The organism is Herbaspirillum sp. CAH-3 (assembly GCF_009668275.1).
Taxonomy (GTDB): Bacteria; Pseudomonadota; Gammaproteobacteria; order Burkholderiales; family Burkholderiaceae_D; genus Herbaspirillum; species Herbaspirillum aquaticum.
This window is the reverse complement of sequence record NZ_VSWE01000014.1, coordinates 137,701-164,153: the sequence shown is the minus strand read 5'-3', so window position 1 is coordinate 164,153 and position 26,453 is coordinate 137,701. Positions and strand designations below refer to the sequence as shown.

The window sequence follows — 26,453 nt, the reverse complement described above, 5'->3', positions numbered from 1 at the left end:
CCTCAAGTCGAGATATTCACGTCGATTCCGCCGACGATGGTTGCGTTTGCGTCCAGCACGGTGGTGCCGGTGGTGCTCTGGGTGGTCATGTAGTCCACCGCGAACAGCACATGGCGGCGGTAAATGCGCTGTTTCTGCATGCTGTCGTCCTGCATGCTCCGGCTGTAGTGCAAGACGCCGACGGAGCCATCTGTCAGCGCCGCGCGTGACAGTGGGCTCAGTGCCTGGTCAATTGCCGCGCCCAGCTGATCGCGCTGCGCATGGCCGCTGGCCCAGGCCGTCATCTGGAAAACCTTCTGCTGCCGGCGCAGCGCGCGGGTCATCGTGCCCGACGTGCCCACGCTGGCGGCCAGCGTCTTGGCCGACGGTACCGTCACCGCCGCGCCGCTGGACGTCGCCGGCACATCCGCGCTGATGAGCGTGGCCAGCGCGGCGGCGAGGCCGGATAGCGTGCCGCCGTCCTGAGCCGCGACGATGTAAGCCGTGCCGTTGACAGCGATGGCGACGTTCTGCCCCGCGCTCACGGTGCCTGCGAGCGTCACCACTTGGCCAGCGACGGATGCTGTGATGGTGGCGGCGGCCAGCGTGCCAGCCTGCCAGTCGCGCTGCGTCACCAGCAGCTGCTTTTCCGTGTCCAGCGGATAGATGCTGATGTAGCCCCACCCGGCGCCCAGGTCCGCGTCCAGGTCTTCAGGCTGCGGCCAGCCGGCGAAGACCTTCACCTTCGAGTTCACCACCGGCGAAACCGGGTTCGAAGTCCCATTTGGATAGAGATAGGCCGCGAGCTCGGCCACCAGCATGTTGCTGACGTCGGATAGGTCAGCCATCGCTGATTTCACCCTTCAACTCGACCACCGGCTGAGCGAACGTGATTTTCGCTTCGCCGACGCGGCCGACAGCATCAATGCACCACTCGACACGGCTGATGAGGGCATCGATTTTTTGGCCATCAGAATTGAATACCTGAGTGCCTTCGGCCGTGCCGTCGCTGACGATCTTGATGTTTTTCATGCGTGAAGCTCCGTGCAGGTCATGCGCCAGCCCATGTCAGTGAGCTCGGCGCCCTGGACCGCATAGCGCCGGCCCATGTCGTCAGTGAGGATGTCCGCCGCCGTGATCACGACCGAGGCCGGGACCGAAGGCGGCAGGATGATGCGCCAGCCGATCTGCTGCACGCTGCTGGGAATCTCGCTCAGGTTGCGCTCGCGCTGGCCGAACAGCAGGATGCTCGCCGGCCACCCGGTGTCCGCCACCGAGCCAGAGCCGCCCAGCAGGATGGTGTCATCTGCGGATCCAGTCGGGCCGCCGTAGTCGACCGCGCCGGCGCCCGAGGCAATCGAGGTGCGTGTCAGGAACACCTTGCGGTTGCACTGCACCAGCTGGATCGGCAGGTGCAACTGCTGGCTGGCGATGAAGAACGTGCCTTGCGGCCCGACCAGATAATCACCTGGCAGCGTCTGACTGGCATCGAACAGGCCATACCAGACCGCGATGCCGTACTTATTCGGCTTGCCGTAGGTCATGTCCTGTGCGTTGAAGCTGGCCTTCAGCGTGACGCCGGCGGTCGCCAGCGGGTTGCCGGTGCCGCTCGGGCGGTATTGGACGTTGTCCAGGCCCAGGCGCAGGGCGGCCTTCGCATACCCGCTGTAAATCTTGCTCCGGAGTTTCAAGGCGTCCATTACTTTTTCGCTTTCTTCCCGCTCTTTGCAGTCAGTTCCTCGTAGGCCTCCATCAAGCGCTGCGAGATGGATTGAATGGAATACGCCTCAAACTCCTTGCTCGGGCTGTCTTCGCCGATCTCGCGGCGGATGTTTTGCCAGATATGCACCGCCTCATGGACAAGCAGCGCATGCACCTGCTGGATTGTTTTGCCTTGGTGCGCTCCGATCGTGACGATTGCAGCCAGCGAGCCATCGCCTTTGATGAACGTGTGGCAAGTTGCATCCGAGCCGGGATTGACCATCTCGCCCCAGTCCTTGCGCGGAATGCCCATCGCTTTCTGGGTCTTGCGGAACTGCTTCTCGTCCAGGCAAAGGCCGATGAAGTAAGGGGCCACCACCAGTGCGTTGTCGACCCAGATCATGCGCGCTCCAACTTCACCATGTTGCCGCCAGCATTCAGCCCCGGGCCAGGCTTGAACCCGATGAACCGGCACAGCTCGTGCCGGATCCGGTTGTACAGCGCGAACCGGTCGGAGATCTCGGCCTTGTTGTGGTACCAGACGGCGGCCTGGTCGGTATCCAGATTCTCCCGGCTGCCGTAGACGTCGGTTTCCAGCTGCCCCAGCTTGGTAAGGAAGTTCGTCGTCAGGACCGTTTCCTCGCTCGGCGTCAGCGACGTGAGCCGCTGATACAGCGACATCGTGACCATCCCGAAGGAGCCGTACACAATGTCGCTGTTCACGGTGATGGGCATGGTGGTGCCCACCAGCTGGTAGCCCATGTATCGCCGGATGTCGGTCATTTGGGCTTCAGATAGGGCCATGGCTATTCCAATTCAAAGCGATAGGTAGAACGAGCGTTTTGCGGTCGCCCATGGAACCACGCCAGTCGAGCTGTAATGCGTCCCGTCGTTGGAGTAGTTGGGGAGCCACTTGTAGAAATTGGCGTTTGCCGGATCGGATGATCCGCGCAGCACGCTGCCGGGATCAAAGGTGCCATCCAGATACGTTCCAACCTGGCTCACGCGAGTTGCGTTGTAGCTCGCAACGTCGCCGCCAATGTCCCACTTCGGACCGAATACCGTTTGCCCTGCCAGCGTCGTGTAATCGCTCCCAGCGGCAGAACGCGGCCCCAGCAACTCGCCGTAGATTTTCAGGGCCCGAGCGCCTGCAGCACCGCTCGCGTTTGACCGCATGGCCGTGAGCACAGACTGGTCATAGGCGACGACCTGATTGAGCGCCGTGGAGTTGTTGGCAGTGCCGTCGAACGAGTTGGTGCCCAAGCCGTAATCGATCACGTTGGCGTATTTCACCAATGTGTTCATGGTCGCGGCGCCGTTGAACCACAGCAGGTTGGTGCAGCCGAACACAGAGGCATTCATACCTGCAATCGGGGCCGATCCATCGCCATAGAGCGCCCGCGCAAACTGGCCGGTGCCGCCGTTCAGGCCCGCGCCAAGGGTGTCGTAATAGCCTTCGCCCAGGCTGTCCTTGCCCGTCAACACAACCACCGGATCGCCGGACACAAACGTGCCCATCAGCACCACAGGCAGCGCGGCCGTGCCAGTCGGCGCGGTACCGCTGAATGTCATTGCGCCAGTACCGGCGATGTTGGTCCAGGTCGTGACGGTCGGATCGTAAATCTGCGCCCGCGAACCGAATGCACCAGTGGTATACGACCAGTCGTAGTAGTTGTTGACCGGCCACGTGCCGTTGACCACGATATCGAAGCTGTAACGGAATCGCACCTTGTCGCCGCGCGAGAATTTGGTGAGCCCGAAAGCGCTTGGCAGCAGCGCGTCCGACAGGACTTCCAGAGCGGAACCGGCGATGGTGGTGCTTGTCGCGCCACCGAACAGCATTTGCACCGTCTGGTTGATCCCCTGATGCTCCAGGTACAGCGTGAAATTCGCCAGCGCCGTGGTGTTGTTGGTCACGCCCGAGACTGCGCCAAGACGGTTCGTGATACGGGCGACGATGCCGTCAAGATCACCAGAACCGATGACATGCTGGTAGACGTTCGCAACGCGCGCAGCAAAACTGGCCGAGCCTGCTTGCTGTTTGGTAGGGGCTCGATTGAACGAGGACGCATAACGCAAAATACCGGTCCGGACCGCTCCGCTTCGATGCCGCGCAGAGCGCAGATATTCGCGGAGTTTCATACTAGCGCCCATTCATTGGGGCCGACGCGCTGCACGGCGATGGTGCCGTACTGCACGGCAGCGGCCACGCCCGAAGGCGAGCGCAGAGTCACGCCCGATCCGGCCACGAACGAAACCGCACCAGCGCCAGCCTGGTAGGCGGCCACGAACTCATTGGCGCTGAAGCCACCAGTGGCGTCGTTGGGGATGGTGAGCGTCCCGGCCGATGCCGAGTTGTAGGTGATCAGGCCGTTCACGTCGGTGGCCACTACGGTGTCGGATGCGGTGATCGTGCGCGGGGTGCCAGGTGCTTGATTCAGCACCGCTTGCACGATGGTTGCCTGGATGGTCCCGGCGGTCGCGACAACGCGCACGCGGCGGGTATTGGCATACGGGCCCAGCTTCTGCGATTGGCCAGCAGCCAAAGTCCAGGACTGGGTCGAGTTTCCTGCGCCGGCCACGTCATCCAGCAAGTAAGCAGCGCCGCTACCATCGGCAGAAACCGACAGATTGAGGGCCTGGTTCTCTTGCAAGGGGATGGTTTCTGGCCCTTTTGCGGAAACAGTGATGGTCGTGGTCATGGTCTTTGGCCTTGTTGCTGGATGCTGGTGTTACTGGGCGGGGGCTTGGTCAAGCAGGGCTTGCAGGTCGGCCTTCGTGGCATTTGCCGGGAAGGCGATGCCCTTGGCGGTCAGCGCGGCTTGCAGGTCGGCCTTCTTGCCGCCGGTGGCCGCCGATTCGTCGCCGAAAAGCTCGTGCTCGTCTTCGTTGAAGTCGGTCTTGTTGATGACGATGTAGCCCAGGGGGTTGTCATCGCTCACTTCCGCTTTGATGCGGACGGTTTCAAGCATGCTCATGGGAATCCCGAGAAAGAGAAATGGCGGCCAAAGCCGCCATTCCTGATGGTTGAAACTGCGCGGCGGCGATCAGCCTTGCAGGATTGCGATGTGGTTGCTCTTGATCGCCTGGCAGCCCCACGCCAGACGGACGTGGTAGACCAGCTGCAGGTACTGCTTGTACATGGCGATGTCGAACACGATGCCAGAGACCGGGTCGGTGACCTGGATCACGTCTTCTGCCATATCCATGGCCTGACCGTTCGGGCCGATGGGCATCTGCGGCGAGCGGGTGATCAGCTGCACGGCCGACTTCGAGAACGACAGGTTCGGAGTCGCGGTGTTGCCCACGGTCATGGCGGTGGCCGAGGCCGGGATGGCTTGCAGCAGGCCAGGCGCGGCGATGGTGATGGTGCCCGGGGCAGAGACGCCAGCGGTCACGACGTACTTGTTCGAGTCGCCAGCGAAGGTCACGGTGTCGCCGGCCAGCACGGTACCCGAGCCGGTGATCAGGGTGATCTGGGTAGCGCCGACGGCGTAACCGGTGGTATTGGTGGTGTACGACGCGCCGGTGCCCTTGGTCACGGGGACGATGGCGGCGGACTGGTGGATGTCCTGACCTTCCAGGCGGCCGATGATGCCCTGACGCAGCAGCTCGTCGGTACCGGCTTCGTTCACCTTGAACAGCACGGTTTGCTTGCCGCGCAGGTTGGCGATACCAGCGTTGCCCAGGACCAGTTGCAGGTCGGTCTGCGGCGCACCGTTGTCATCCAGGATGCGGCGGGTGTTGGCGATGTCGGACAGGTCACCAGCGGTACCGAACGGGGCGGTGCCCGGCGTGCCGTAGGCGCGCGATGCGTTCTGGTAGGTGGTGGTGAACAGATCCACTTCCATCTGGTTGACCAGCGAGCGGAAAGCCTGGGTGAACTGGTTTTGCAGAATACCCATGTAGGTACCAGCATTGATCAGGCCACGCTGCTCTTCACCGTTCCAGCGCACCGGAGCGTGCTTGGACTTGCTGATGGTCATGTTAACCGAGGTGATGGTCTGGTCACCGGTGTTCGGTGCGGTCACAGCCGGGGTGTTGTCGGCCAGGGCGACAGCCGGGGTGATCGGGACGGAGATGACTTGGTTCAGGGCTGCGCGTTCTGCGCTCGAGTTGCGCGAGACCGCAGGGATCATGCCCACCATTTCACGGGAGACGACATCCAGCGACTCGTAGATGGTCGGGATGAGGCCGGTCAGGGTGTTGGCGCCCAGGATCAGGCCTTGTCGGGCCATGTAATTGTGCAGCATGCAGAAGCCGATTTCGCCCATGCGGGAGAAATAGGCAACAACAGGCGCAACCAGCAGCGCCATCAGGACGGTAATTTTCTTGAACATGGCTTCGACTTTCATAAAAAAAGCCGCCCGAAGGCGGCTTGGTGATGGTGTGCTTGATCAGTCGATGATCTGCACCCCGCTGCGGACCGTTTCGGCCTGCTCGACGGGGGGCAGCGCGGAAAACTGATCGCGCTTCATGGTTTTTGCGTTGGTGGTTTTGCTGCCACCCTGGCCACCGCCTGCACCCGTGCTCCCGGTCGGGAACCAGTGCGGCGCGGTCGCTTTCATGCTTTCCAGCCATTCGGCGGGAGTGAACGGGGACTTGCCGTCCTTCCCGAGCACCGGATGCTTGTCTTCGCCCAGCTGGATGGCCTTGCCTTCAGCGTCGAGGGTGAAGATCGAGCGGCCACGGAACAGGGCGTCCTCGATGGCTTGCGGGTGCATGCCGGCCGTTGCGGCGGCGGCGCGGATATGGTTGTCCAGGACCAGGCCCTCGAAGTTCTGCGCGCGCTTTTCAGCGGCCTTCACCTTCTCCAGAGCCTGCTGCACCTGGCGTTCCGATTCCGCGCGCAGCTTCTCGGTGCGGCGTTCGATGACTTGATCGAATTTCCCGTCCTTGATCAGCTTGGCTTCTTCGTCGTTCTCGAAGCGGGCCATGATTTGCTTCACGGATTCCACATCGATGCCTTCGAACTGCTTCAGCGTCTCTTTCTGCTTCTGCAAGCTGCCCAGGAGCTCGCTGTTCTTGGCCTTCAGGCCGTTGGTGGCTTCGGCGATGCGTGCCGCGATGACGGCCTCAATCTCGGGAGTGATTTCTGGGCCACCGCCACCTCCGCCACCGGTGTCATCCGTGGCGTTGAAGCGCATGAAGTTGAGGAACAGGTGCTTGAACAGCTTGCTGACGGAAAAAACGTGCATGAGTTATCCCCTTGGGATGGTTGATAAAGCGGCCTTGCCGCGTGGACGTAAAAAAAGCCCGGCCTAGCCGAGCTTGAAAAGATGGGGCGCAGCACCGCCTAGCGGCGCTACTCGATTTCGGATGGTTCTTGCGGTTCGGGCTGCTTGGCTGCGGGCGGTTTCTGCGCCGCGGCCTGGTCGTCCGGCTTGTCCTTCTTGCGGGCGGCGTCCTCTTCCTCCACCGTGCGGGTTGCAACGATGATCTCGCCTGCCTGCAGTTGGGCAAAGTAGGTCTCGAAGCTGATTGCGCCTTGCAGGAGGGCCTGCGTCAGGGCGGTGAGCTCGTCCGAGGACATCGGCATCGGGAAGAAATCGCGGTTCAGGTGGAATTCCACCTCGCCATCGATGCCAGCCCACATGCACAGCAGTTCGACTGCCTTTTCCAGGCCTTCGGAGAGCGTCTGCGCCACGCTGGCCAGGACGGAGTTCTCGCCCGCGCGGTGGATGCCTGCGGTTTCTGCAGCCTCGACGCCCTTTTTCGGGGCTTCCAGCAGCCGCGCGCCGAGGATGGCCATCTGGTTTTCCTTGCGCGCCAGGTTCTTTTCCAGCGCGTCCAGCCCTTGGCCGGTGAATTCCAGATACGATGCCTTCGCGTTCGGGTCAGGGAACACCCAGGCAGCCGCGCTGCCGATATAGAGCTTGTCGGGCTTCTCGCCGTTCGGGCCGTTCTCCGGCGTGTAGCCGCTCACCACCGGAGTGGGCAGGCCAGCGAAGTGGCAGCCGTGCTCATAATCCGCGCTCACCAGGTAGTGCGCATAGTTCATGTCCACCAGGTCGACCAGCGGCGGCAGGTCCACGGTCGGCGTCAGGTCGTCCACGCTCATGAAGATGAACGGGATGAAGTCCAGATGCTTGCCGCCCAGCATGGGATAGGCCGGGCCCTCCATGAGGACGTCGATTTCCTTGCCGTCCTTGTCCTTCTGCACCTCGAACACGCGCACCCGGTAGCGCACGGAGTTGCCATCACGCTCAAGGTCCAGCACGCGCCATTGGTCCGTGGGCTCGTCCTCGAACTCGTCCTTGCGGTCCAGGCGCTGCTCGGCCAGCACCACCATGGTCAGGCGGTGCGCGTTGCCGATCTTCTCGAATCGCCAGTTGATGATGGACTCGGCGCAGTACATGCACAGGGATGGGCGCAGGCCCAGCGCGGCGGCATCGGCCAGCGTGGCAGCCGGCGACGACTGCGGATAGTCCACCAGCACGCCCACGCGGTTCACGGTCAGCGCCTCCTCCACCAGGGTCTTGGCGAAGGCATCCAGCGGCACGCCCGAGAGCGTCACGTCCTCCATCATCTCGCCGGCCGCTTCCGGTACATCGAGGGTCGGCGGCTTGCGAAAGATCAGGCCAAGCATGGCGGCCAGCGTGCGCCAGGTCGCGCCGAAGAATGGCGTGCGGCCCAGATACGCGGCATATTCCTTGTCGGTCTGGTCCTTCAGGCGAGGCAAATACGCCTCCCCGGCGGCGTGCACCGCGCTCTGACCGGCGGCGGCATCGCGGCAGCGTTTCCACTGCGGCACCATCGCCTTATAGTCAGGATGCTGATACTTGACGCCCATTACACTCCGCCTATGGTCACTCGTTGCATTTGGTTTCTGACGATGGGCCAATGCTTAACAAGCAGATAACCCTGTGCGTCACATGGATGGTCGTGTCCGGTCTTCTTGTCTGGCTGGCCGTCCAGGCCCCAGACCTGCTGCTCGAAGGCTTCAGTCGTGACCGGGCATCGATAGGTATTGATCTTCCAGCGGCGCTCGCCTGATGCATTCAAGATCATGGCGTTCACCGAGTTGACCCGGTCCTTCACTGCCGGGTTGGCCGAGTTCACATCAATCGAGAACCCGGCCTGGCGTAGGATCGACAGATCCGACTCGCTGGCATTCTTGGTGCTGGTGTTGCCACCTGACGCATCTGGATAGATGGTCACGTGGTGGCCCTTGTCCTTGAAATCTTCCTTCAGAATCTTGGCCATGGCTGGCGTGTCACGCACCTTCACGCGCTCATCTACCGTCAGAGGCAGGCCGTCGCGGATCACGTTGATGCAGGCCGTCATGTTCAGCACGTTGAAGTCCATGCCCACGCGGATCGGCTCTTTCTCTTGCAGCACGGCATCAGTGTGGTTCAGCCGGCGGTCAAAGTCTGGATATACGCTGCCGCTGGCCAGGTTCACGAACTGGCCGCGCAGGTAGGCCGAGATCAGCTGCGGCGGGTAGGAGTCGAACAGGGACTGGATATAGTCTTCAGGCAGGTTCAGCTCGTTGTCATACGTGCTGGCCTGAATGAGGCCGTAAAGCTTTTCAAGGTGCGGCTTCTCGCGGAGCGCACGCACGAACTGCTGATAGACGAACTTGAAACCCTCGGGCGTCGTCGTGACGTCCACGCCATTGAGCAGGCCGGGCTCGTTGTAGCGCATACGGGCGATGATCTTCCGCCACGCGGTCTGCGCCTTGAGCTGCGCCATCACGTCCAGTTCGTCCACCAGGCCGTGGCCGATCTTGAAGCCGACGATGGTCTCAGGCTTCTCCATGGACCGGCAGATGATCGTGCCGCGGTACCGGTGGCGCTCGTAGACCTCGACCTCGTGGTCGGCCACCTTCACCTTCGTGCGCAGGCCCATGCCGAAAGCAACCTCCTCCATCGTCGGATAGAAGATGTCGCGGATCTGCGGATAGGTCGGCGCGAAGTAGCCCTGATTGATGCCAGGCCAGCGCCAGAAGTGTTGTGCGATGCCCGCGCAGCCCACAAAGGTCTTGCCCGAGCCGAAGCCGGCCACGTATGCCTTGAACTTGTGCGGCAGCTGCAGGAAGGCAGTCTGCGGCACGTTCAGTTCAAAGCTAATCTTCCTCATGAGCAGGCTTTCGGGCGTCCTTGGTGACGAATGTGACCTCCACCGGGCCCGGCGGCTCTTCTTCAGGCTTCACTGCGTCCTTGTTGGCTTGCAGCAGGCGAAGCGGGATTTCGGCAGAGAGGTTGGCCGTTTTGGTCAGCGCAATGATGCGCGTCAGGGCGTCGGCGGACTTCTCCGGCTCGGCGTCGTCCACCTGCTCCACCTGGCCGTGGGCGATCCCCATCAGGCGATGGGAAGTCATTGCGCCGTACTTGGCAGCGCTGGCGAGGTGGGTGGAGATGGCCTTTAGTTCATCGGCCAAAGTACGCGCACTAATTTGCGCACTTTTCGGCAGGGCTGAAAATGCTGTTTCCGCTGCAACCAATTGATTTGCAACGTCTTTTATCTGTTTTGTTTGCGCACCAAAGCGCTTGCGGATGGCGGCTTCTGAAATGCCGAACTCGCGGGCGAGCACTCGGCCCGCCTCCCCTTTCAAGAGGCGTTCGGCAATCTCAGCCCACTGCTTTTCCGTGAGTGATGACTTGCGGCCCATGGGGAACCTCTATCTATGGGAAGGATGATCGACCCCGCGCCGACAGCACGCCGGAGCTGCAACCGGCGAAGGATTCGGCTTCCATATCGTGTCGATCTGCCGGTCATATTTCCGTGTTTCCGGCGCGCGGAATTACTTAATTGATAAGCCCTTGTTGATCCAGTAGGCGAGCTTTTCCTCGTCTGGCTCTTGTAGGGTCAGCGCTGCATACAAGACGACGCAACGCAGGTACAGGCGCAGCCACCATGCCAAGCGAATCTCGACAGTGAGTTTTTGCAGTGTCATGGCGGCGCAGAATAAAAAGGCCGAGCCCGAAGGCTGCGGCAAGCTGGTCACACAACCAGGGAGGAGACAAGCGAAAATTTGGTGCCGCATCGAGGAATCGAACCCCGGGCATCCGGATTACAAATCCGGCGCTCTGCCTACTGAGCTAATACGGCGCAATTTGGTGCTGGGTTACAGCGTCCCAGCTGCGGTTGGAGCGCAAGCGCGCGCCGGCGTGACGGGTCACTCCGCTGATACAGCTATTGAATTGTCCGTGGTCTAAGGCTGACTTATCCGTTAAGGGGGCGCCAACCCCAACTACCCGCTGCCCAACGGCTACATGCGCGGTACGTCGGCTCACATGGGGCCCAGCCAATTACTGAGCCTCTCTGACAGGGAGGCTACTCGTCCCCGCAAGCGAAAAAGCCCCGCGCGGCGGACCGAGCGAGGCTTGTTATTGGTGGCTGGATTTGAACCAGCGGCACACGACCAAATTCTTGACCGATGCTGCCCTATCCCGGCTCAGCACGTCTGCTTTGCATTCACCAATAAGGATGCTGAATGTCCCATTCCGGGGTCGCGCGGTCCAGGCGCGTCTGCTTCCACAGTCAATCAGCATGCGTATTGGGGCTGAAAACACGAAAGCCCCGCTCGGTGATGAACGGGGCTTTCAGTGTGCTGCTCAAAATCTCTAGGCGAGCGAAAACAGCCAGTGATCAGAAGTTTACGGAAATTGCATGCGGGTTGCAACGTTTTTTTTCAGCAGTGGTTCCAAAGCCGCAACAGCGTCCGCGTAAGACTGCGGCAGCTCGGAATTCGGGAAGCCCCAGACCTTGGCCAGGCCGAACTTCTTCTTGATCGCCCACTGGTGGCGCGGCACCAGGCTCTTCATCATGGCGTCCGTGGCCTCGGCAATGGCGTTCTCTTGGCGCGCCAGGGCAGCCTCGGCTTCGCTCTGGCTGGACATGCTCTTGACGCCCAGGTCGCGGTCGTCCTTGCGCATCCAGTCGGACCAGACGAGCAAGCAGTATTCCATGCCGTCGCGCTGGCGGTCGTTCATTGATTCCACGGGCTTAGGTGCTCGTTTCGCGTTTGCATTGAACATTGGCAGTTCCCTCTTTCTCGGTGTAGTGCCGGCAGCGCCGGCCGTATTTCTGGTTTTTCTTGTCGCAGGTCAGGCGGTTGAAGACCTTGGTTTCGTGGGCGCAGCCCTTGCACGTCCTTTCCTCGCGCTCGATAAGCTGCTCCAGTGGGTCGCGGTAGCTTTTGCTCGGCAGCGCCATCACGTCATTCCGGTCTTGGGGTTGCGGCTGCCCTCACACAGTCGCATCAGCTGGCCTGGGTCGTAGCCGGTGAGCGGCTTGAGCGGAGGCAGATAGGCCGGGCCGGCAACGGCATGCGCCACGCGCTTCTGCACCATCTTCCGGCCGTTGTAATTCCGTCCATTGAGCTTGCAGTCCTTTTCCAGCGCCTTGACCTGGCGGAAAATGCGGTCCGCTTCCACGCCCAGCAGGTCCGCGATCTCGTGCGTCGTGTACCAGGTGCCGGGCTCCATGACTTCCATGACCATCTCGCTGATGGTGGGCTCTTTCTGGCTCAATTCAGCACCCTCCCCGGCTGGCCCATCTCCTCGATCTCGGCACGGATGCGATCCATGGCATCGGCGTTGCAGATAGCAGCGGCCGCCAGATAAAACGCCTGCAGCGCTGGCGTGGCCTCTTCCGGATTCGTCACCACGGCAAGCACCTCGCCAGTGGGCCCTTCCATGCTGATCTTTACGGTGAAGGTGTTCATGTGGATTTATCGCTTTCAAAGGGTACAACGCCAAGAGTGGAGGCCACAATCTGCTGGACCTCATCAAGGGTGGCCGCCGATATTGGCTTGCCGACCATGCACATCAGCCGATTGGTCAAAAGGCGAGTGAGGGCGATTTTCTGGCGGCGCTTTGGCATGCGCCTGATCCGCGCGGAAAACTTCATACCACCCCCGTCATCGAGTTGCGGGCACCCTGGCAAAGCCGCATCAGCGCGCCCAGGTCATACCGGCCCAGCGGCCGGAACGGCAGCGCGGCGCGCGGCTCAGCAATCGCCAGCTTGGCCGGCCAGTAGAGGAAGCTGTCCTTGTAGCCCTTGTTCGGGGTCGCGGTGAGCTGGCCGCGCTGGCGCATCTCTTCCAGCAGGCGCGCGGCCGTGTTGAAGTGGCAGTGCACGCCGGCCACGACGTCGCGGATGGTGCTGCCGGGATGCTGGGCGAGGAATGCCTGGATCATGGCCGGGGTCACGGCGGTCTTGGGCGCGCTCACTTGCGCACCTCGGACAGGGGCACCACGATGTCGCTCTGCTCCTGGCGCTTCACGCAGTAGGTCTTCAGCTGCCAGTCCATCTTGCTCTGGGGATAGCCGGCTTGCAGGCATGCAGATGTGGCCTCCATGCGCTTGTAGGTGGCGCCAATGCTGAAGGCCACGATGGCGCCGAACGCCAAGATGGTCAGAAGGGATGAAACAGGGCCCAGCTCCTTGCCGTTGATTTCGATGTTCATCATGCTGTTCTCCAGGTGGTGGTCAGTGTCCGCAAGGCAGTTCGCCGGCGGTGTTGGTCTTGGCTCCGCAGGAAAGGCAGGTGCGGGGCGGCGAAAGAAGGATGTCCAGTGCATCCAGCGTTTCCAGATCGGTGGAGGGCTGAAGCGTGAACGAGAGCCCGTCAGGCACTTCGAATGGCTGGACTGGCGTTGTGAAGCCACCCAAGCCTTCAATCGTGCAGACGATTTGGCAGTTCGCTACTGTCAGGGTGGCCATCACTTTGCCTCCCGCAGTTCGCATGCAGCCATCGTTGAGGCGATGGCAAAAACAGCGCTCAGACATGCGCCTTTCATGTCGTGGTCGTAGGCCAGTGCCACGCAATTCACCTGATTGGCGATGGCGCTGATCCAGAAAAGGGCTTTCAACATGGCGGCCATCACGCACCGCCTTTCTGGTCGTTGGAAAACGCTTCAGGGAAAGCCTCACGCATGTCATCGCGTTCCAGAAGCTCTGGAGTGCTTTCTATGCTTCGGACGAACTCGATCAGGCCGTGTGGATCGTCATCATCGTCGTGGATCAGTGTTTGGATGTTTCGCAGCCAGTTCGTCGGGCAAGAGTGCTCTTCGTAGAAAAATTCCTTGTTGTCCGGATAGCCATCAAATTTCGGCCCCTCGAAACGCATTCCCCTGAGCACGAAATAGACCGGCTTGGCCTGCGGCTGAAGCACCAGCAAATCCAGCGTTTGAACCTTGCGCTCATCCAGCAGCTCCAAATCGATCTGGCCGACATCGTCTTTGGTGCCACGGAAGGAACCCCCGCAGGTATCGCAGTACCACGGCCCGAAAGACCTTTTCCACGTGCCGTTAAGGATGTGGTCTACCGGAAACTCATCGCCATCGCAGTGCGGGCAACGGATGAATGTTTTGGTATGGGTTGCGGCGATCATTGCGCGCCCTCCCCTGCAATCACCGCCTTGATCTGCTTGGTAGGCCAGCCGGTGGCCTCGTGGATGCGGAGGATCATCAGCGGGCCGACAGGGATGCGGTTGTTGCGCATCTTGCTGATCACCACCGGATGACTGTCCATCTCGCGCGCCAGGCCGGCATCGTTCTTCAGCACCAGGGTGTTGATGACCTTGTCGAAAAGGGTAGCGGCGCTCACAGGTTGCCTCCATCAATCCGAATCACTGAGCCCCATTCGCCGAGGCCGCTTTCTTTGCCGACGGCTTCGACGGCCCAATAATCTTCACCATTCGGCAAGCCTTCCTCATTCGCGCTGGGCGTGACGAGCAGCACCGAATAATGCTGCGGGAGCTTCTTCAGCTCCTCGATCAAGTCGGCGACTCTCATGCTGCACCGCCTTCCTGCGCGACCGCGATTTTGCTGAATTCGCGCACCAGCACCAGCTTTTCTTCTTCTTTCACGGCGACGTCATAGGCCTCGTCAATCCACTCGATCGCTTCTGGATTGGAGTGTTTACCGCCGCCATAGTAGTAATTCCAACCAACCCAAGTACCATCGATATACTTGGCCGCGACCGCCTTGACTTCGAAATACCGCGCATAGGGTGTCGGCAAGCCGGTTTCCACTTCGCCGCCGCGAAGCTCATTGATTGCGTCCCACTTCTGATCGTCCTCGTCATAAAGACGGTCAATGTTTTCGGCCGTGATCAGCGGCAATTCTTTCCCGTCCCATTCGGCCAACTTCAACAGGATCATGTGCTTCAGTTTTTGCGATGCGTCCATTTATCTCTCCTTGGTTAAGCAGCCTGAGCAGCAGGCGGCATGTTGTTGAACAGCTTGGCCATGTCCTGCATACCGCCAGAACGATGGGTGTCCTTCACTCGCTTGATGGCGCGGCTGGACTCTGCTTGGGTGCAGTAGCGCAGCTGGATGCGGTACATGTCGCGGGCCTCGCGGATGGCTTCCAGCTCGGTGGCGTAGCAGGTCGACGTGCCGCGCTGGATCATCCGGCGGGCGATTTCCCGCAGCGCCTCTTGCGCACGCTCGAAGTCCGGGAAGAAGTTCGGGCAAATTTGCAGGTCGGCCAGGGCCACGGCGATGTTCATCGCGCTGGCCACCATGTTCCAGTCGTCGCGGGTGGCAACGCCCTGGCGCAGCAGGTCGATCGCATCGTCAACTGGCTTGATGAAGGCTTCCTGCTGTCCAAGCAGCAAAGTGTGCGCGCCGGCGATTGCCCACTCGAGTGGGTTTATCAATGCGCCCTTCGGCTTGTATGCTTTGTTACGCGGCTTCTTTGCCATGTTGTTTCTCCATCCATCTGATTCGCTGCGCCAGCACGTCGGCCGCCGCCATTTCAAACTTCCCGCAATCTCTTTCCGCCGTCATTGACCGGTAGTGCGCCTGGCTCCGCTCCCGATCACAGAGGCTGAAACCGTGCCGGCTCATCTCCTTGCTGCCCGGGCTGTCTCCAGAGGTCATGTGGGAGCAGTCCAGGCATTTCATGCATCTGCGCCGACCAGCGCCTCGTCGGCGAACTTGATCTGGATCAGCGTCAGGGACTTGTCGCCGCGCTTCTGCCTCGCCTTGATCTTCTTGGCCCAGTGCTTGTGGTCGGTCTTGCTAGTGGCGCTCTTCACCACGCCCTCCGCCCCGTAGTCCTTCACCAGCTGCGCCGCCTTCTCGCGGGAGAGGCCGGTCTTGCCAGGCTCAGGAAGCGCCAGAACAGGCTTCGGGATGTCGCGCCACTCGCCCTTGTCCAACTGCTCATCAAGGGCCCGCTCCCAGCGGTGCTTGATCTGCGAATAGGTCATCTGGTCGAAGTCATAGGCCATGGGCGTAGCGGCCCAGAAAATGGCCGGATGAGACCATTTGCCCATTTCCCCACGCTTACGCGCCTCAATGCCCGCCAGAGCTTCGTAATAAGCCGCTACGGCCTCCACGGTGGGCTTGCATAGGCGGATGAACTGCGGAAGGCTCGGCGGCCAATCCAGGGTGTCCAGCTTCGCCACGCCGGCCTTCAACTGTTCGCCCGTAAGGCCGGCCAGCTTTTCAGCCCAGTGGCGCTTCAGGCCGTCCGGATCGATCCCCTTCCACTGGTCCGCGAACTTCGCGCCGTAGGCGAAGGTCATGCGCTGGAACAGGCTCTCGATCCAATGGATCGGCAACGCCGGCGCGCTAGTTGATGTCAATGAGGGTTCGCTGTTCATGGTTCTGTCCTGTCAGTGCTGCGTAGGTCTCTCGCCTGGATTTGTCTTTTGCCGATTCGTATGGGCCAGAAGGAGAGGCGCGAGCCTGCTGCGGAGAAAGCCAGTCGGGATTGAATCCAGCCCATCCCCGCTCGCAGCAAATGCGGATTCCTTGATCGGGGGTCATCCCGGCTTTCCGGATGTTCCGCAAGACGCCATCAATCCCGGTCTTGGTCGGCTTGGCCCGCTTGGCTTTGCGCACCTGAAGCCAGTCAGCTGCTACCTGCTGGTCAACGCCCGCCTCCACGAGAGCAGCTTCCGCCGAATAGGCGGGAGCAACGGGTTTCGCCTTTTTCGCCGAAGGCGATGTATTAGGAATCGGTGAATCAGGAATCAGAGAATCAGGAATCAGAGAATCAGGGTGTTCTTTAACTGTTAAAGAATCGTTAGAAGACTGTTTGGCCTCTGTTATAGGTGCGTCTTTTAACGAGACAGAGCCAGTCGTGTATCCGTTTTTACCTCGTTCATGAACCCACAATTTGCCGTTTTGGTCCGGCAAATCACTGTCTTTTTCTGTGCCGTGAGGCGTCTGGTGCTTGGGGAAACTGACGATGTGAATCACCTTCACGCCGGCCGCCTCGTACCGATGAATGAAGCCCTCAGCGCACAGGGTGTCGAGCATGGCCTCGACATCGGCAGACCGGTCGTAAGGAAGGGCCTGTACTGCGATGCGATTCGGCCGATCTTCAAGCCGCCCCTCGCGATCTGCGAGCATCCACAGGTAAATGAACAGCAGGCGCGTCAGAGGCGGCAAGGACGCGAGATCCTCGTTCACCATGATCGCCGGCTTGATGTTGCGCGCGCGAGCCATGCTAGACCCCCATCGCCGAACGCATTTCCTGATGCCAGGCGGTCCAGTTGCGGGCATTCAGCGTGATGCTTTTCATCTCGCTGATCTCCAACCCGGCGTGATAGCCCTCTTCCAGAAGGCGAAGGCATTCGACCTGATTCACATAGGTGAATCTGTTGCGAGCGATGCCCCGAATGTAATAAAGGTCGCGCTTCCAGTCCGGCTCGGATGCCATGCGGCAAATACCGCCGATCTTTCTGAATGCAAGTGCCACGCTCTCGTGGGTGAATTTACCGTCACCCTCTTCCAGGTAGTTGGCGCATGTATCGATGGCCGCGAGAACCTGCTGAAGGCCGAACTTCTCGATGACCTTCTTCAGTTGCTTCTCGCCTTGATCGTTCAGCGAATACCCGGGAACAAGGTTATGCCAAGCTTCGGATGCTGCCGCAAAGGCGACGTCATCAATGTCCCGCATGCCCTCGCGCCATGCCAGCATCTGCTCCAGCTGCTCGCGGCGCTGGTTGAGTTCTTCGAGTTGCGCGCGCTGCTTCGCCATTACCGAATCGTCGGACAAAAGGCGGTCGCTCTTGCCACCGTTGCATTCGGCGCAGGCGGTGATGTAGTTCAGGATGTCGTTCTCTCCGCCCTTGCTAACCGGGTGGATGTGGTCGACGTGCAAAATTACTTCCGGTGCGCAACGCCCGCAGTATTGGCACTTGAAAGAGTCCCGTTTGAAGACTTCGAAACGCGTCTTCTTGCTGATATTTTTTCTGGTTGCCATCAGACTGCCTGTCCTTCCGCCCGCGCTGCGAGCAAATCCTTCAATTTCAATTCGTAGATCCTGCGAATGGAGCGCAGGTCGTCATGCGTCCAGTTGCGTGATTCCTGGTCAGATTCCAGGGCCTCGACGGCTTCAAGGCCGATGCGCTCGATCAGGCCCAGGCGGTAATCCACCGCGCGGCCGGCGCCGTAGCGATTGCACTGGACCAGTTGGGCGTGGCAGTTCCGTTCATCAAAGCGCAGATGCGGCGCGCTGCCGACAGACCGGTAATGACCGGCATCCACATTGTGCGAGTTCAGGCCCTGGCTGCCGGTCAGCGGGCGGCCGCAGCAGATGCAAGGCTGGAAGGCATCGCGCGCGCGGATGAACCTATTGAAGGCCGTCTGCGCCTCCTTGATCAGCTGGGGCCGCGGCTTCATCGCTTCCTTCTTCGCCCGATCGGCAACACGATCGGCACGCATTGCCTCCCGCTCGCGCTTCTCGCGCTGGCGCTTGGCCCATTCAATCGCGCACGCCGGCGAGCAGGCCACGTGCGACATCGAAAGCTTCACGTACTTGGCCTTGCAAACCTTGCAGGAAACATTTTTCGGCTCGCGCGGCTTGTCTGCCTTCTTGCGGGTGAGTTGGGAGCGGATCATTTGTCGAACCCGTCCAGAATGCTGGCCATCATGGCGCCGGCCTCTTCGGCATCCAGGTGGCGCCACAGATATGGCGCGGCATGGTCACCGTGCAAGAAGGCCAGCATCTGCTCGTGCAGCTCGCGCATCTCCTGCTCTTCGATCTCGGAATAGCTGATGGACTTCGGCAGTGGCACGATGCCGCCCTTGGCGCCTGGCACCCATTCAACATGGCCGGCGCCGATCTTCAGCCAGTCGCGGAAGCGGTCAAAGTCACGGAAGCGCTCCTGGCCATTGAAGACAGCCTGCTCCATGGCCATGTGGAAGCGATGGAATGGGCCGCTGCGCGGGTGGCGCGTGTCAACTGTAGTGATCTCGCCCTCTTCCAGGCCGAACCAGGTATTCACCACGCGGCGCCAGCGCTTGTGGTGCTTCTCGTCCACGCCGCGCAGGACTTCGGTCAGCACCTTCTGGCCGATCTGCTTCTCGGTCTCGGTAAGGCTGATGCTGTGGTCGCGCATGATGAGGGTCTGCGTCATGCTGCGCTCCGCAGGTCTTCGCGCATCGAATCAATCTTCTGATAGCTTTCCCACATGCGCAGGTTCGCAAGGCGGGTGATATCCATCACCTGCTCAGGCGTCAGCCTTTCAGCGTTCCGGTTTGGAGTGGCGCGGCGCTCGCAGCGCACGTCCATATACGCACCTTGGTCGCGCAGCAGCAGAACGCCGCTGGCCGGCGATGCCAGGTACTCCAGAAGATCTGGCTTCCAGATTTCTGCCGGCATGGCGTAATAGTGCTTCCAGACCTTTTTCGGATGGATAAGGCGCTGGTCAGGGGCCGGGCAGCCGTGCTCGACGTTGTACGGCGAGAGGAATGGCCAGTTGTATGCGCGATGCCACCACTTCTCTTTTTTTGCATCAGCCTTCAAATCGGAGCGACTGATTTTTATCTCGATGTCAATGATCCTCAGATCAAGCGTGACGCCAAGGACATCGCATTCATGGCCGGTCCAGTTGCAGTTATCCACCAGCAGGACGCAGCGGCGCTGCAAGGTCTGCTGAGAGATGGCGCGCGCGATCATGCGCTCGTTCCAGGCTGTCATGCGGCCACCCGGTACATCTTGATTTCGTGGCCCCTCGTCTGCGGGGAGATTGCCAGGCGGAAGCCGTCGCGCACGATCCAGCCCTTTTTCTTTGCTGCAGTCGGGATGACTCCCCATGCCTTGTTGGACACAGGGCAGAGTTCCGGGCGGTGGTGCTCGACGTAGATGCGGAAGTCCTCGATGGCGAAGGCCTCGGTGCGGACCATCAGCCAGTCATGGAAAACGGGGAGGATGTTGTCCAGCCAGCATTCGCCAGCATGCTCCACGGCCAGGGCAATGCCCTCTTCACCCTTCTGACGGCCGCGGGAGGAAAGCTCCTTGAGCATGGCCTTGCTCGATACCTTGCTGAGTTCGATGGTGGTGGTCATACGCCCTCTCCTTACGCACGCAGTTCGCGGAAGGTCCGCATGGTGATTTCGCGCTCATGTTCCAAAGCGGCGATGCGCTCTTCGGCCAGGCGCAGCTTCTTCTCGGTCTCGGTTTCGCGGCGGCGCAGGCTGTTAAGGTCGTAGCCCAGCTGATGCAGCATCCACAGGACCGGCGCCTCATTGCCGCACACATCCATGAGCTTCTGCAGCTTCGGCCAGACAATGCCCTCACCGCCCGACAACCAGCGCGAGAACTGGCCTTTGTCGGCGCCCAGCTCCATCTGCAGTTCCTTGTCCAAGGCATAACCGGCAACCTTGGCGCACAGAGCAATGGCGTCACCGAGCGTTTTCTCTCGGGCGATTTCTTCGGGTCGGACTTCTACTGGCAGCGAGATTTGTTGAAGGCTCATGATGGTTCTCAAGCAAGTTGAGTAGTGTTGAGAGGCAAGAACGGACAAAAATTTAGGCATGGAAACCCATGCCTCGAAAAATTCAGGCGGCCTGTTCTTCGTAGAAGAAGGCGATCAGTGCTTGTTTGGTGAACTTGGCCCCAAACTTGAGGCAGGCGGCGTGCAGCGCGTCCATCTTGTCCTTGCGCGGCATGCGGCGCGCGTAGACCAGGTGAACCTCGATGTACTCTTTCGATGTGCCGGCGCACGCGGCAAATTTCGCTTTGTCCTCGGTCGCGAGGGAGCGATAGAAAGATTTGAAGTCTGCGCAAGTGGGCGTTTTCATATCCCACATACTATTACCATTGCGGTAACAGCGCAAGGTAAATTTATTACCTTTTTAGTGCATTTACCATTGCGGTATATGCTGGCTTAATCCCCCGCATGAAACCTATACAGAAAATCCGGCAGCTTAACTTCGCGAGCGTGATTGCGCAGAAGTGTGACGGCAGTCAAACAACTGCCGCAAATCGACTCGGCTACAGCACGCCATCGTTGGTAAATCGTTATCTTTCTGGTTCCAAGGATATCGGCAACGGAACCGCTCGGAAGATCGAGGCGGAATTCGGCTACCCAGAATTTTGGATGGACGCTGACCACGAGGTCCCATTGCCGCCTGGATATACGCGCATCATTGAGCACGACCCGGACAACGAAGAATTCGTAGAAATCAGAAAGGTCAAACTTAAATTGTCAGCCGGCATTACGGGATTCGAATCAGCCCCAGATATGGACGACGGAAGACCTATCACCTTCCGCAAAGAGTGGCTGATCAAAAAGGGGTATGTCGCGGAGAAACTTGTCGCCATCGGCGTAAAGGGGGAAAGCATGGAGCCGACGATGTCGGCCGGGGATACTGTGGTCATCAACATCGCAGACACCATCCCCAAGGACGGCAAGACCTATGCGGTCAACCTGGACGGTGAGGCCGTCATCAAGCGCATGGCGCGCAATTATGGCCGCTGGTTCCTCATGTCCGACAATCCGGACCAGGCACGCTTCCACCCGCACGAATGCACGCAGGGAAACTGCATTGTGATCGGACGTGTGGTGATGCTGCAGAGAGAAGATTTCTAAAATGCATTATTAAGGGGTAGTGTATGAAACGAATTTTCTTTGCCGCCTTCCCACTTTTTATGTCGGGAGCGGCCCAAGCGCTAGACGCAACGGATATGTTCAGCAAATGCGCCGTGGTTAAGGATGACAAGAAGCGTTTGGCTTGCTACGACAACATCAGGGATGCGGCAGTGAAGGAGTATCAAGCCGCCCAGCAGCCAGTAAAAGGCTACGCTTGGATGAAGTTTTCTGATCTGAAAGTTGATATCAAAGAGTTGAATGGGAAGAAAGTAATGGTTGGCGCTTTAGCTCAGACAATAGGAGAGCAGCTTCTGATAAAAAGTGATGAGCTTGATATGAATCCCGTTTTTGCTACATACGACAAGCTGCCGCGTGAGGACCGAAAGAAACTGGCGAATGGCTGCCAAGTCATTCTTTGCAAAGGCGTCTTCTATGGAACCGTCCGCCAGCTTCCCCTTGGCGTTCCAGGCCTGGTCCTTGATCAGGTTGAATGGAAATAGACAGCGCGAATCATTTCAAACCGCCTTCGGGCGGTTTTTTTACGCCTGCATATTTCAAAAAGCTATTAAATTGACCGTTTCGGTAACAAAATATAATAAGGATTATTACCTTTTTGGTTTGCTTTGATTTACCGTTTCGGTAATAATAACTCCATCGCAGCACACAACGAGATGGAGGAAGAAATGATCAAGCACAGCAAACAGCAATGGGTAGTCGGCCAGTTCGTGAAGGTCGGTTTCGTGTCCAACCTGATGGTGGTTGCGGCCATGCCGACACCTGGCGACAACGCACCGGATGCATACCTGCTGTCGCGCAATGAGCAGTTCTACTCCTTCGTTCCGCACAACGGCCTGACCAAGATCACCACCGAAGAAGCACGCACCATGGTGGCTGAGGCCAAGGCACAAGCTGCCCGCGCTGAAAAGAAGGCCGCCGACCAAGCCGCCAAGACCCTGGCGCACATCGCGCTGGCCAGCGAACTGGCTTTCGGCTGATTTTTGCACACACAGATGGAGAGAGCGATGAGCGCAAACAAGAAATACGAACTGCTGAAAGACGACACCGTAACGACCTGGGACGGCCGCACCCTCTACCGTATCCGCGCGCTGGTCGCGATCAGCTATTTCGCTGCCGCTGGTCAGTTGGGCGGTTACGTTGAGTCGGAGAAAAATTTGGAGGTCTACGGCAACGCCTGGGTCTTCGGCAACGCCCGGGTCTTCGGCAACGCCCGGGTCTTCGGCGACGCCCAGGTCTTCGGCGACGCCTGGGTCTTCGGCAACGCCCGGGTCTCCGGCGACGCCCAGGTCTCCGGCGACGCCTGGGTCTTCGGCAACGCCCAGGTCTACGGCGACGCCCGGGTCTACGGCGACGCCCGGGTCTTCGGCAACGCCCGGGTCTCCGGCGACGCCCAGGTCTCCGGCAACGCCCAGGTCTACGGCGACGCCTGGGTCTACGGCGACGCCCGGGTCTTCGGCAACGCCTGGGTCTACGGCGACGCCCGGGTCTCCGGCGACGCCTGGGTCTTCGGCAACGCCTGGGTCTACGGCGACGCCTGGGTCTACGGCGACGCCCGGGTCTTCGGCGACGCCTGGGTCTTCGGCAACGCCCGGGTCTACGGCGACGCCCGGGTCTTCGGCCGCAGCGCAATCGTATGGTTCACCAACGTCGGCAGCGAAAACGGCACCATGACCGTCTACCGCGCCAAAGACAACACGCTGATGGTCACGCGCGGCTGCTTCGCCGGCTCCGATGACGCGTTCCTGCTGGCCGTCGATGAGCGCCACGGCAATTCAAAAATCGGCCACGAATACCGCCTGCTGATCAAGGTTGCGCGCTCGCGTATTGATCTGTCGCAGCCTGTCGACGAGCCGGTAGACGAGGTGGCGGAATGAGCCTGCCCACCAACTTCCCCGCCGTACCCAAGGGCCTGATGCTGATCCCCTACGTCACCAGCGTGGGCGATCTGCCGGTCGAGCTGTACGGGACCTTCTGCCGATTCAGCCAAGAATTCGAAGCTGAGGCCATCGCCATCAACGTCGGCGGCCAGGTTGTTGACCTCACCGACGCACTGAGCCAGCGCCTGCTGGACAACTTCAACCGCGAGATGCGCGAGGCCGGTATCGGCAAGCAGTATGCCGACGAGCGCCGCGAAGATTCGATGCAGATGCAGCGCGAAATGCAGCGCCATTTGGACCGCGACGAGCACGAATACGCAGGTATCTGACCACCAATTACAGGGGAATTGAGATGAGCGATATCAAGGTTGGCGATCTGGTGATGATCGTGCGTGGAATGCCGTGCTGCGGCGGGACAAAGAACATCCCCTTGGGATTTGCATTCACGGCATACGCATTATCGAAGATGACCGCGCCGGAAAGCTGCGATTCCTGTGGCGCGATTGTTGACGGTCTGGCGGTCGTATATGCCGACAGCGGGATGGGCGCTTATTTGCACTGCTTGAAAAAGATCGACCCACCAGCCGAAGGCGACAGCCTGCCTACTCGCGCTGATCTGGAAGTTACCGCCTGACCACCACCACGCATAGAGATAGGACAGAACATGAACAAGCACACTCCGACGCCGTGGCTAGTTGAAAAAGCCAACGTACATGCGGGTCAAGTTGCCGTCTTCTATGACGGCGAAAAGGACGCGTGGTTTGAACTGTGGAGCGAACATTGGGGTGATGGCATTGATGCAAAAGCAAATGCTGAATATGCCGCACGTTGCGTGAATAGCCATGAGGCGCTGGTGCGTGCACTTCGTGATTGCGTCAGCGTGTTTGAGGGAGATTTGGATGGCCTTGCAGTAATTCAGCCTGAACTGCGCCAAGCCCGCGCCGCCCTCGCCGCCGCAGGAGCCCCGCAATGATTGATATGCGCCGCGTTGATGGGCTCCACGTTTTGAGCCTCGACACCACTACAGACATCACGCACGTGGTGCACATGCCGAGTGGCAAGTCCGTGCTGACGATTGATAGCCATGGTGCTATCCGCGAGGCGGACGGAACACCAGCGGGCAGCATCTACCTGAAGCGCAATGAATGGCACTGCGGGAACCTGCTCGGCATTGAATGCACTCCGGTGCCGTTTATCAAGGTCGAAGGCGTCTTTGATATTGAGCGCGAGTTCGCCGCAAAGTGGATCGCGCTGAAGGCTGCAGGAGACACGCAATGATCCACGCCATCCGCATCCTCTGGCACCGCCAGTCCATCAAGAACGCCACGGGCATGCTGGCCGCCGCGACTTCGCAAGAGCGTTCGGTTCTGCTGCGCGACATCGCGGTGAGCAAGCTGCGGCTGTCGCAGTTGGAGGGCTGATGCTCCTTCTCATCCTGATCGCTGCCATGTGCAGCACCACTACCCCGCTGAAGCCTGACGCATATGCAGATGCCGCAGGCAGCGGGCCCGAACCGGCGAGGCCGGGACAGTTGGATTACGGCTAGATGGTGGAGTTTCAAACAGGCCTGCATGCCTGGGTGTTCTCCGAAACAAAACACCGAATTTGATTCTGGCCAGCGCCCCGGTATCACAGCGGCACCTGTGAGTAGACCGCCCTGGCGTCGATAAAGGCCAGGGTCAATATCAGAGCGGCGGCGTGGAAGGTAGTCACACAGAACACGCAACACTGGAAATATGCCGGGCTCGTATGCCTGGGGAAGAAACGGACTCTACCCGCTGCCAGCTTTGTGCGGGGGATCGCTGAGAGACGTGCCGACAGTCTCATGCCGGGGTGGTGTCCGGCCCGCTCTGATTTTGGATAGCTGTTTTTTGGGCGTAACCGCCTCAGCCGTAAAGGCGGGAATCATCGGGGAGGATGCCATGTAACAAGCGCGGAATACCTCATTTTCGAATGGCCCTCTGAATACGAACAGAGGGCCAACATCAGAGAGGGAGCGCACAAGCAGGCGCACTGCTGGCCACAGTGGGAAGGCACCGGACTATGTAAGCCGGCGAGCCACGAGGTAACAGACTTCCTCGCCCAGTCGGTACCCAATCCGGCCCGCTCTGATTTTGGCGCGAACCATTCCTTCGCTGTTGAAACATGCAGCGCAAGCAGAAGCGCTCGGCCAGGTTGGATGACCTGGCCGCCCTACTAAGAGGAGAGAACGATGAGCCATTTGCATTTGATTGACTGGCGCGCACGCGTTGACAGCGGCAAGCACCGCCCGACCGTTCGGCGCTTGGCACGCCGTGGCGCACGCGCTGCCCTGTTCATTGCAACCATCGGCTATCACCTGATGGCGGCCTTTGGCGGTCTGTGCTTTGCCGCGCTGTTCCTCAAGAGCTGCGGGGTGGCGTGATGGCACTGACCAAGGACGAACGGCGGGCGCTGGAGTTGGCGCGGATACATGTCGCTAACGGCACTGAATATATTTGCGTTGCTCTTGACGACGTGTCTGTAGATACGGGTATCGATGTCTCTCGCCTGAAAGAATACTGCGATGTATCTCTCGGCCTTGGAAAGTCTGGGTCGCTTTGGACATGGCAGAACCGCAATGGATTCGCAGACCGAGGTTACGACGGAAGACGTGCCGACCGCCTCGCCTGGATTGACTGGATGCTGGGGAAGCCGTTGCCGGGCGAGAAGGTAGAAATCATCTGGTTCAGCAAGGACGCCGTGCACAGCACTGCCGAATACTGCGGTCGCGAGTTCTATGCGAAGCGCTGGATTGCAAGCACGAGCCATGACGTTTTCGAGAAGACTGAATCTCGCGGCATGGTGAAAGTATGCGAGGGCGATGACTTCGCCAAGATCAACGCCGCCATCGTCGCCCACGTGTGGCCAGCAACATGAAAACCATCTTCGCCACCGCCCTCCTGTGCTGCTTTTTCGTGAGCTCTTTCACTGCACCGATTGAGCAAGAGAAGAACGAGCAAGAACGGGCCAAGGCTGAAGCCAAGCTGAAAGCCCGGCTTTTCACCAAGTTCCCCGATCCGGCTATCGCAGCAATGCTGCCGCCGGCCCAAAACAAAGACTGAGGATAGAC

At 60.0% G+C, this 26,453-nt stretch carries 49 protein-coding genes and 1 tRNA gene; 12 read left to right on the top strand and 38 right to left on the bottom strand.

Annotated features, from left to right (window positions below; all coding sequences use genetic code 11):
- Positions 1-2 precede the first annotated feature (2 nt).
- The 38 genes from FYB76_RS19075 to FYB76_RS18885 all read right to left on the bottom strand — a co-directional run bounded on the left by FYB76_RS19075 (position 3) and on the right by FYB76_RS18885 (position 20,676).
- Complete coding sequence (locus FYB76_RS19075; RefSeq protein ID WP_154134694.1) at positions 3-827, bottom strand: hypothetical protein; 825 nt, start codon at positions 825-827, stop codon at positions 3-5.
- On the bottom strand, positions 820-1,011 hold the full coding sequence (locus FYB76_RS19070) for a hypothetical protein (protein ID WP_154134693.1): 192 nt from the start codon (positions 1,009-1,011) through the stop codon (positions 820-822). Before FYB76_RS19070 ends, FYB76_RS19075 begins: the two co-directional genes overlap by 8 nt.
- On the bottom strand, positions 1,008-1,679 hold the full coding sequence (locus tag FYB76_RS19065; protein ID WP_154134692.1) for a hypothetical protein: 672 nt from the start codon (positions 1,677-1,679) through the stop codon (positions 1,008-1,010). Before FYB76_RS19065 ends, FYB76_RS19070 begins: the two co-directional genes overlap by 4 nt.
- Positions 1,679-2,083 carry a hypothetical protein gene (locus tag FYB76_RS19060; protein WP_154134691.1) on the bottom strand — a complete coding sequence of 135 codons (405 nt, stop codon included), beginning with the start codon at positions 2,081-2,083 and terminating at the stop codon, positions 1,679-1,681. Before FYB76_RS19060 ends, FYB76_RS19065 begins: the two co-directional genes overlap by 1 nt.
- Positions 2,080-2,484 carry a hypothetical protein gene (locus FYB76_RS19055; protein WP_154134690.1) on the bottom strand — a complete coding sequence of 135 codons (405 nt, stop codon included), beginning with the start codon at positions 2,482-2,484 and terminating at the stop codon, positions 2,080-2,082. The genes FYB76_RS19060 and FYB76_RS19055 overlap by 4 nt, the downstream gene beginning before the upstream one ends.
- A 12-nt stretch (positions 2,485-2,496) precedes the next feature.
- Positions 2,497-3,822, bottom strand: a complete 1,326-nt coding sequence (locus FYB76_RS19050) for a hypothetical protein (RefSeq protein WP_154134689.1) — start codon at positions 3,820-3,822, stop codon at positions 2,497-2,499.
- Positions 3,819-4,382 carry a hypothetical protein gene (locus FYB76_RS19045; RefSeq protein ID WP_154134688.1) on the bottom strand — a complete coding sequence of 188 codons (564 nt, stop codon included), beginning with the start codon at positions 4,380-4,382 and terminating at the stop codon, positions 3,819-3,821. Before FYB76_RS19045 ends, FYB76_RS19050 begins: the two co-directional genes overlap by 4 nt.
- Positions 4,383-4,412: 30 nt before the next feature.
- Complete coding sequence (locus FYB76_RS19040) at positions 4,413-4,658, bottom strand: HeH/LEM domain-containing protein (protein ID WP_229297024.1); 246 nt, start codon at positions 4,656-4,658, stop codon at positions 4,413-4,415.
- Positions 4,659-4,727: 69 nt separating this feature from the next.
- Entirely contained in the window at positions 4,728-6,035 is a 1,308-nt protein-coding gene (locus FYB76_RS19035) for a P22 phage major capsid protein family protein (protein ID WP_154134687.1), read from the bottom strand.
- Between the two features lie 42 nt (positions 6,036-6,077).
- The gene (locus FYB76_RS19030; RefSeq protein WP_154134686.1) at positions 6,078-6,878 is read right to left on the bottom strand and encodes a hypothetical protein; all 801 of its coding nucleotides are present in this window, start codon (positions 6,876-6,878) and stop codon (positions 6,078-6,080) included.
- Positions 6,879-6,985: 107 nt separating this feature from the next.
- Positions 6,986-8,473 carry a DUF4055 domain-containing protein gene (locus FYB76_RS19025; protein WP_154134685.1) on the bottom strand — a complete coding sequence of 496 codons (1,488 nt, stop codon included), beginning with the start codon at positions 8,471-8,473 and terminating at the stop codon, positions 6,986-6,988.
- Positions 8,473-9,762, bottom strand: a complete 1,290-nt coding sequence (locus tag FYB76_RS19020) for a terminase large subunit domain-containing protein (protein WP_154134684.1) — start codon at positions 9,760-9,762, stop codon at positions 8,473-8,475. Before FYB76_RS19020 ends, FYB76_RS19025 begins: the two co-directional genes overlap by 1 nt.
- Positions 9,749-10,294, bottom strand: coding sequence for a Hin recombinase (locus FYB76_RS19015; RefSeq protein ID WP_154134683.1), 546 nt, complete (start codon positions 10,292-10,294; stop codon positions 9,749-9,751). The genes FYB76_RS19020 and FYB76_RS19015 overlap by 14 nt, the downstream gene beginning before the upstream one ends.
- 364 nt (positions 10,295-10,658) lie before the next feature.
- Positions 10,659-10,734: transfer RNA gene (locus FYB76_RS19005), tRNA-Thr, on the bottom strand.
- Between the two features lie 548 nt (positions 10,735-11,282).
- A complete protein-coding gene (locus FYB76_RS19000; RefSeq protein ID WP_154134681.1) occupies positions 11,283-11,618 on the bottom strand; it encodes a hypothetical protein in 336 nt (111 codons plus the stop codon).
- Between the two features lie 13 nt (positions 11,619-11,631).
- Entirely contained in the window at positions 11,632-11,841 is a 210-nt protein-coding gene (locus FYB76_RS18995; RefSeq protein WP_154134680.1) for a hypothetical protein, read from the bottom strand.
- Positions 11,841-12,158: a hypothetical protein gene (locus FYB76_RS18990; protein ID WP_154134679.1), complete on the bottom strand. Its 318-nt coding sequence runs from the start codon at positions 12,156-12,158 to the stop codon at positions 11,841-11,843. Before FYB76_RS18990 ends, FYB76_RS18995 begins: the two co-directional genes overlap by 1 nt.
- Positions 12,155-12,352: a hypothetical protein gene (locus FYB76_RS18985; RefSeq protein ID WP_154134678.1), complete on the bottom strand. Its 198-nt coding sequence runs from the start codon at positions 12,350-12,352 to the stop codon at positions 12,155-12,157. Before FYB76_RS18985 ends, FYB76_RS18990 begins: the two co-directional genes overlap by 4 nt.
- Positions 12,349-12,537, bottom strand: a complete 189-nt coding sequence (locus FYB76_RS18980) for a hypothetical protein (RefSeq protein ID WP_195724672.1) — start codon at positions 12,535-12,537, stop codon at positions 12,349-12,351. The genes FYB76_RS18985 and FYB76_RS18980 overlap by 4 nt, the downstream gene beginning before the upstream one ends.
- Positions 12,534-12,860 (bottom strand): hypothetical protein, encoded by a 327-nt coding sequence (locus tag FYB76_RS18975; protein WP_154134676.1) that lies wholly within the window; start codon positions 12,858-12,860, stop codon positions 12,534-12,536. Before FYB76_RS18975 ends, FYB76_RS18980 begins: the two co-directional genes overlap by 4 nt.
- Positions 12,857-13,099, bottom strand: a complete 243-nt coding sequence (locus FYB76_RS18970) for a hypothetical protein (RefSeq protein ID WP_154134675.1) — start codon at positions 13,097-13,099, stop codon at positions 12,857-12,859. Before FYB76_RS18970 ends, FYB76_RS18975 begins: the two co-directional genes overlap by 4 nt.
- Positions 13,100-13,118: 19 nt before the next feature.
- On the bottom strand, positions 13,119-13,352 hold the full coding sequence (locus FYB76_RS18965; protein WP_154134674.1) for a hypothetical protein: 234 nt from the start codon (positions 13,350-13,352) through the stop codon (positions 13,119-13,121).
- The gene (locus FYB76_RS18960; RefSeq protein ID WP_154134673.1) at positions 13,352-13,513 is read right to left on the bottom strand and encodes a hypothetical protein; all 162 of its coding nucleotides are present in this window, start codon (positions 13,511-13,513) and stop codon (positions 13,352-13,354) included. The genes FYB76_RS18965 and FYB76_RS18960 overlap by 1 nt, the downstream gene beginning before the upstream one ends.
- Positions 13,513-14,022: a hypothetical protein gene (locus tag FYB76_RS18955; protein WP_154134672.1), complete on the bottom strand. Its 510-nt coding sequence runs from the start codon at positions 14,020-14,022 to the stop codon at positions 13,513-13,515. The genes FYB76_RS18960 and FYB76_RS18955 overlap by 1 nt, the downstream gene beginning before the upstream one ends.
- Positions 14,019-14,237, bottom strand: a complete 219-nt coding sequence (locus FYB76_RS18950; RefSeq protein WP_154134671.1) for a hypothetical protein — start codon at positions 14,235-14,237, stop codon at positions 14,019-14,021. The genes FYB76_RS18955 and FYB76_RS18950 overlap by 4 nt, the downstream gene beginning before the upstream one ends.
- The gene (locus tag FYB76_RS18945; RefSeq protein ID WP_154134670.1) at positions 14,234-14,425 is read right to left on the bottom strand and encodes a hypothetical protein; all 192 of its coding nucleotides are present in this window, start codon (positions 14,423-14,425) and stop codon (positions 14,234-14,236) included. Before FYB76_RS18945 ends, FYB76_RS18950 begins: the two co-directional genes overlap by 4 nt.
- The gene (locus FYB76_RS18940) at positions 14,422-14,820 is read right to left on the bottom strand and encodes a hypothetical protein (protein WP_154134669.1); all 399 of its coding nucleotides are present in this window, start codon (positions 14,818-14,820) and stop codon (positions 14,422-14,424) included. The genes FYB76_RS18945 and FYB76_RS18940 overlap by 4 nt, the downstream gene beginning before the upstream one ends.
- Before the next feature lie 14 nt (positions 14,821-14,834).
- Positions 14,835-15,338: a hypothetical protein gene (locus tag FYB76_RS18935; RefSeq protein ID WP_154134668.1), complete on the bottom strand. Its 504-nt coding sequence runs from the start codon at positions 15,336-15,338 to the stop codon at positions 14,835-14,837.
- Positions 15,319-15,540: a hypothetical protein gene (locus tag FYB76_RS18930; RefSeq protein ID WP_154134667.1), complete on the bottom strand. Its 222-nt coding sequence runs from the start codon at positions 15,538-15,540 to the stop codon at positions 15,319-15,321. Before FYB76_RS18930 ends, FYB76_RS18935 begins: the two co-directional genes overlap by 20 nt.
- The gene (locus tag FYB76_RS18925) at positions 15,537-16,244 is read right to left on the bottom strand and encodes a 2-hydroxyacyl-CoA dehydratase family protein (RefSeq protein WP_154134666.1); all 708 of its coding nucleotides are present in this window, start codon (positions 16,242-16,244) and stop codon (positions 15,537-15,539) included. The genes FYB76_RS18930 and FYB76_RS18925 overlap by 4 nt, the downstream gene beginning before the upstream one ends.
- Positions 16,213-17,094, bottom strand: a complete 882-nt coding sequence (locus FYB76_RS26685) for a hypothetical protein (protein WP_195724671.1) — start codon at positions 17,092-17,094, stop codon at positions 16,213-16,215. Before FYB76_RS26685 ends, FYB76_RS18925 begins: the two co-directional genes overlap by 32 nt.
- Before the next feature lies 1 nt (position 17,095).
- Positions 17,096-17,854, bottom strand: a complete 759-nt coding sequence (locus FYB76_RS18915) for an HNH endonuclease (protein WP_154134665.1) — start codon at positions 17,852-17,854, stop codon at positions 17,096-17,098.
- Complete coding sequence (locus tag FYB76_RS18910) at positions 17,854-18,492, bottom strand: recombination protein NinG (RefSeq protein WP_154134664.1); 639 nt, start codon at positions 18,490-18,492, stop codon at positions 17,854-17,856. Before FYB76_RS18910 ends, FYB76_RS18915 begins: the two co-directional genes overlap by 1 nt.
- Positions 18,489-19,010 carry a DUF1367 family protein gene (locus tag FYB76_RS18905; protein WP_154134663.1) on the bottom strand — a complete coding sequence of 174 codons (522 nt, stop codon included), beginning with the start codon at positions 19,008-19,010 and terminating at the stop codon, positions 18,489-18,491. Before FYB76_RS18905 ends, FYB76_RS18910 begins: the two co-directional genes overlap by 4 nt.
- Positions 19,007-19,573, bottom strand: a complete 567-nt coding sequence (locus FYB76_RS18900) for a hypothetical protein (protein WP_154134662.1) — start codon at positions 19,571-19,573, stop codon at positions 19,007-19,009. The genes FYB76_RS18905 and FYB76_RS18900 overlap by 4 nt, the downstream gene beginning before the upstream one ends.
- Positions 19,570-19,941: a hypothetical protein gene (locus FYB76_RS18895; RefSeq protein ID WP_154134661.1), complete on the bottom strand. Its 372-nt coding sequence runs from the start codon at positions 19,939-19,941 to the stop codon at positions 19,570-19,572. Before FYB76_RS18895 ends, FYB76_RS18900 begins: the two co-directional genes overlap by 4 nt.
- Positions 19,942-19,952: 11 nt before the next feature.
- A complete protein-coding gene (locus FYB76_RS18890) occupies positions 19,953-20,351 on the bottom strand; it encodes a hypothetical protein (RefSeq protein WP_154134660.1) in 399 nt (132 codons plus the stop codon).
- An 82-nt stretch (positions 20,352-20,433) separates the two neighbouring features.
- A complete protein-coding gene (locus tag FYB76_RS18885) occupies positions 20,434-20,676 on the bottom strand; it encodes a hypothetical protein (RefSeq protein ID WP_154134659.1) in 243 nt (80 codons plus the stop codon).
- 98 nt (positions 20,677-20,774) lie between these two features.
- Between FYB76_RS18885 and FYB76_RS18880 the strand changes: the two genes are divergently transcribed.
- From FYB76_RS18880 to FYB76_RS18825, 12 genes are all read left to right on the top strand, one after another.
- Entirely contained in the window at positions 20,775-21,467 is a 693-nt protein-coding gene (locus FYB76_RS18880) for a LexA family transcriptional regulator (RefSeq protein ID WP_154134658.1), read from the top strand.
- Between the two features lie 23 nt (positions 21,468-21,490).
- The gene (locus tag FYB76_RS18875; RefSeq protein WP_154134657.1) at positions 21,491-21,967 is read left to right on the top strand and encodes a hypothetical protein; all 477 of its coding nucleotides are present in this window, start codon (positions 21,491-21,493) and stop codon (positions 21,965-21,967) included.
- A gap of 183 nt (positions 21,968-22,150) precedes the next feature.
- On the top strand, positions 22,151-22,462 hold the full coding sequence (locus FYB76_RS18870) for a hypothetical protein (RefSeq protein ID WP_154134656.1): 312 nt from the start codon (positions 22,151-22,153) through the stop codon (positions 22,460-22,462).
- A 27-nt stretch (positions 22,463-22,489) separates the two neighbouring features.
- Positions 22,490-23,359: a hypothetical protein gene (locus tag FYB76_RS18865; protein ID WP_154134655.1), complete on the top strand. Its 870-nt coding sequence runs from the start codon at positions 22,490-22,492 to the stop codon at positions 23,357-23,359.
- Positions 23,356-23,691: a hypothetical protein gene (locus FYB76_RS18860; protein ID WP_154134654.1), complete on the top strand. Its 336-nt coding sequence runs from the start codon at positions 23,356-23,358 to the stop codon at positions 23,689-23,691. Before FYB76_RS18865 ends, FYB76_RS18860 begins: the two co-directional genes overlap by 4 nt.
- Positions 23,692-23,714: 23 nt before the next feature.
- Positions 23,715-23,996 carry a hypothetical protein gene (locus FYB76_RS18855; RefSeq protein ID WP_154134653.1) on the top strand — a complete coding sequence of 94 codons (282 nt, stop codon included), beginning with the start codon at positions 23,715-23,717 and terminating at the stop codon, positions 23,994-23,996.
- A gap of 30 nt (positions 23,997-24,026) precedes the next feature.
- Positions 24,027-24,335 (top strand): hypothetical protein, encoded by a 309-nt coding sequence (locus tag FYB76_RS18850; protein WP_154134652.1) that lies wholly within the window; start codon positions 24,027-24,029, stop codon positions 24,333-24,335.
- Complete coding sequence (locus FYB76_RS18845) at positions 24,332-24,640, top strand: hypothetical protein (RefSeq protein WP_154134651.1); 309 nt, start codon at positions 24,332-24,334, stop codon at positions 24,638-24,640. The genes FYB76_RS18850 and FYB76_RS18845 overlap by 4 nt, the downstream gene beginning before the upstream one ends.
- Positions 24,637-24,783: a hypothetical protein gene (locus FYB76_RS18840; RefSeq protein ID WP_154134650.1), complete on the top strand. Its 147-nt coding sequence runs from the start codon at positions 24,637-24,639 to the stop codon at positions 24,781-24,783. Before FYB76_RS18845 ends, FYB76_RS18840 begins: the two co-directional genes overlap by 4 nt.
- 791 nt (positions 24,784-25,574) lie before the next feature.
- Positions 25,575-25,766, top strand: a complete 192-nt coding sequence (locus FYB76_RS18835; protein WP_154134649.1) for a hypothetical protein — start codon at positions 25,575-25,577, stop codon at positions 25,764-25,766.
- Positions 25,766-26,260: a hypothetical protein gene (locus FYB76_RS18830; RefSeq protein ID WP_154134648.1), complete on the top strand. Its 495-nt coding sequence runs from the start codon at positions 25,766-25,768 to the stop codon at positions 26,258-26,260. The genes FYB76_RS18835 and FYB76_RS18830 overlap by 1 nt, the downstream gene beginning before the upstream one ends.
- Positions 26,257-26,445, top strand: coding sequence for a hypothetical protein (locus FYB76_RS18825; protein ID WP_154134647.1), 189 nt, complete (start codon positions 26,257-26,259; stop codon positions 26,443-26,445). Before FYB76_RS18830 ends, FYB76_RS18825 begins: the two co-directional genes overlap by 4 nt.
- Positions 26,446-26,453 lie beyond the last annotated feature (8 nt).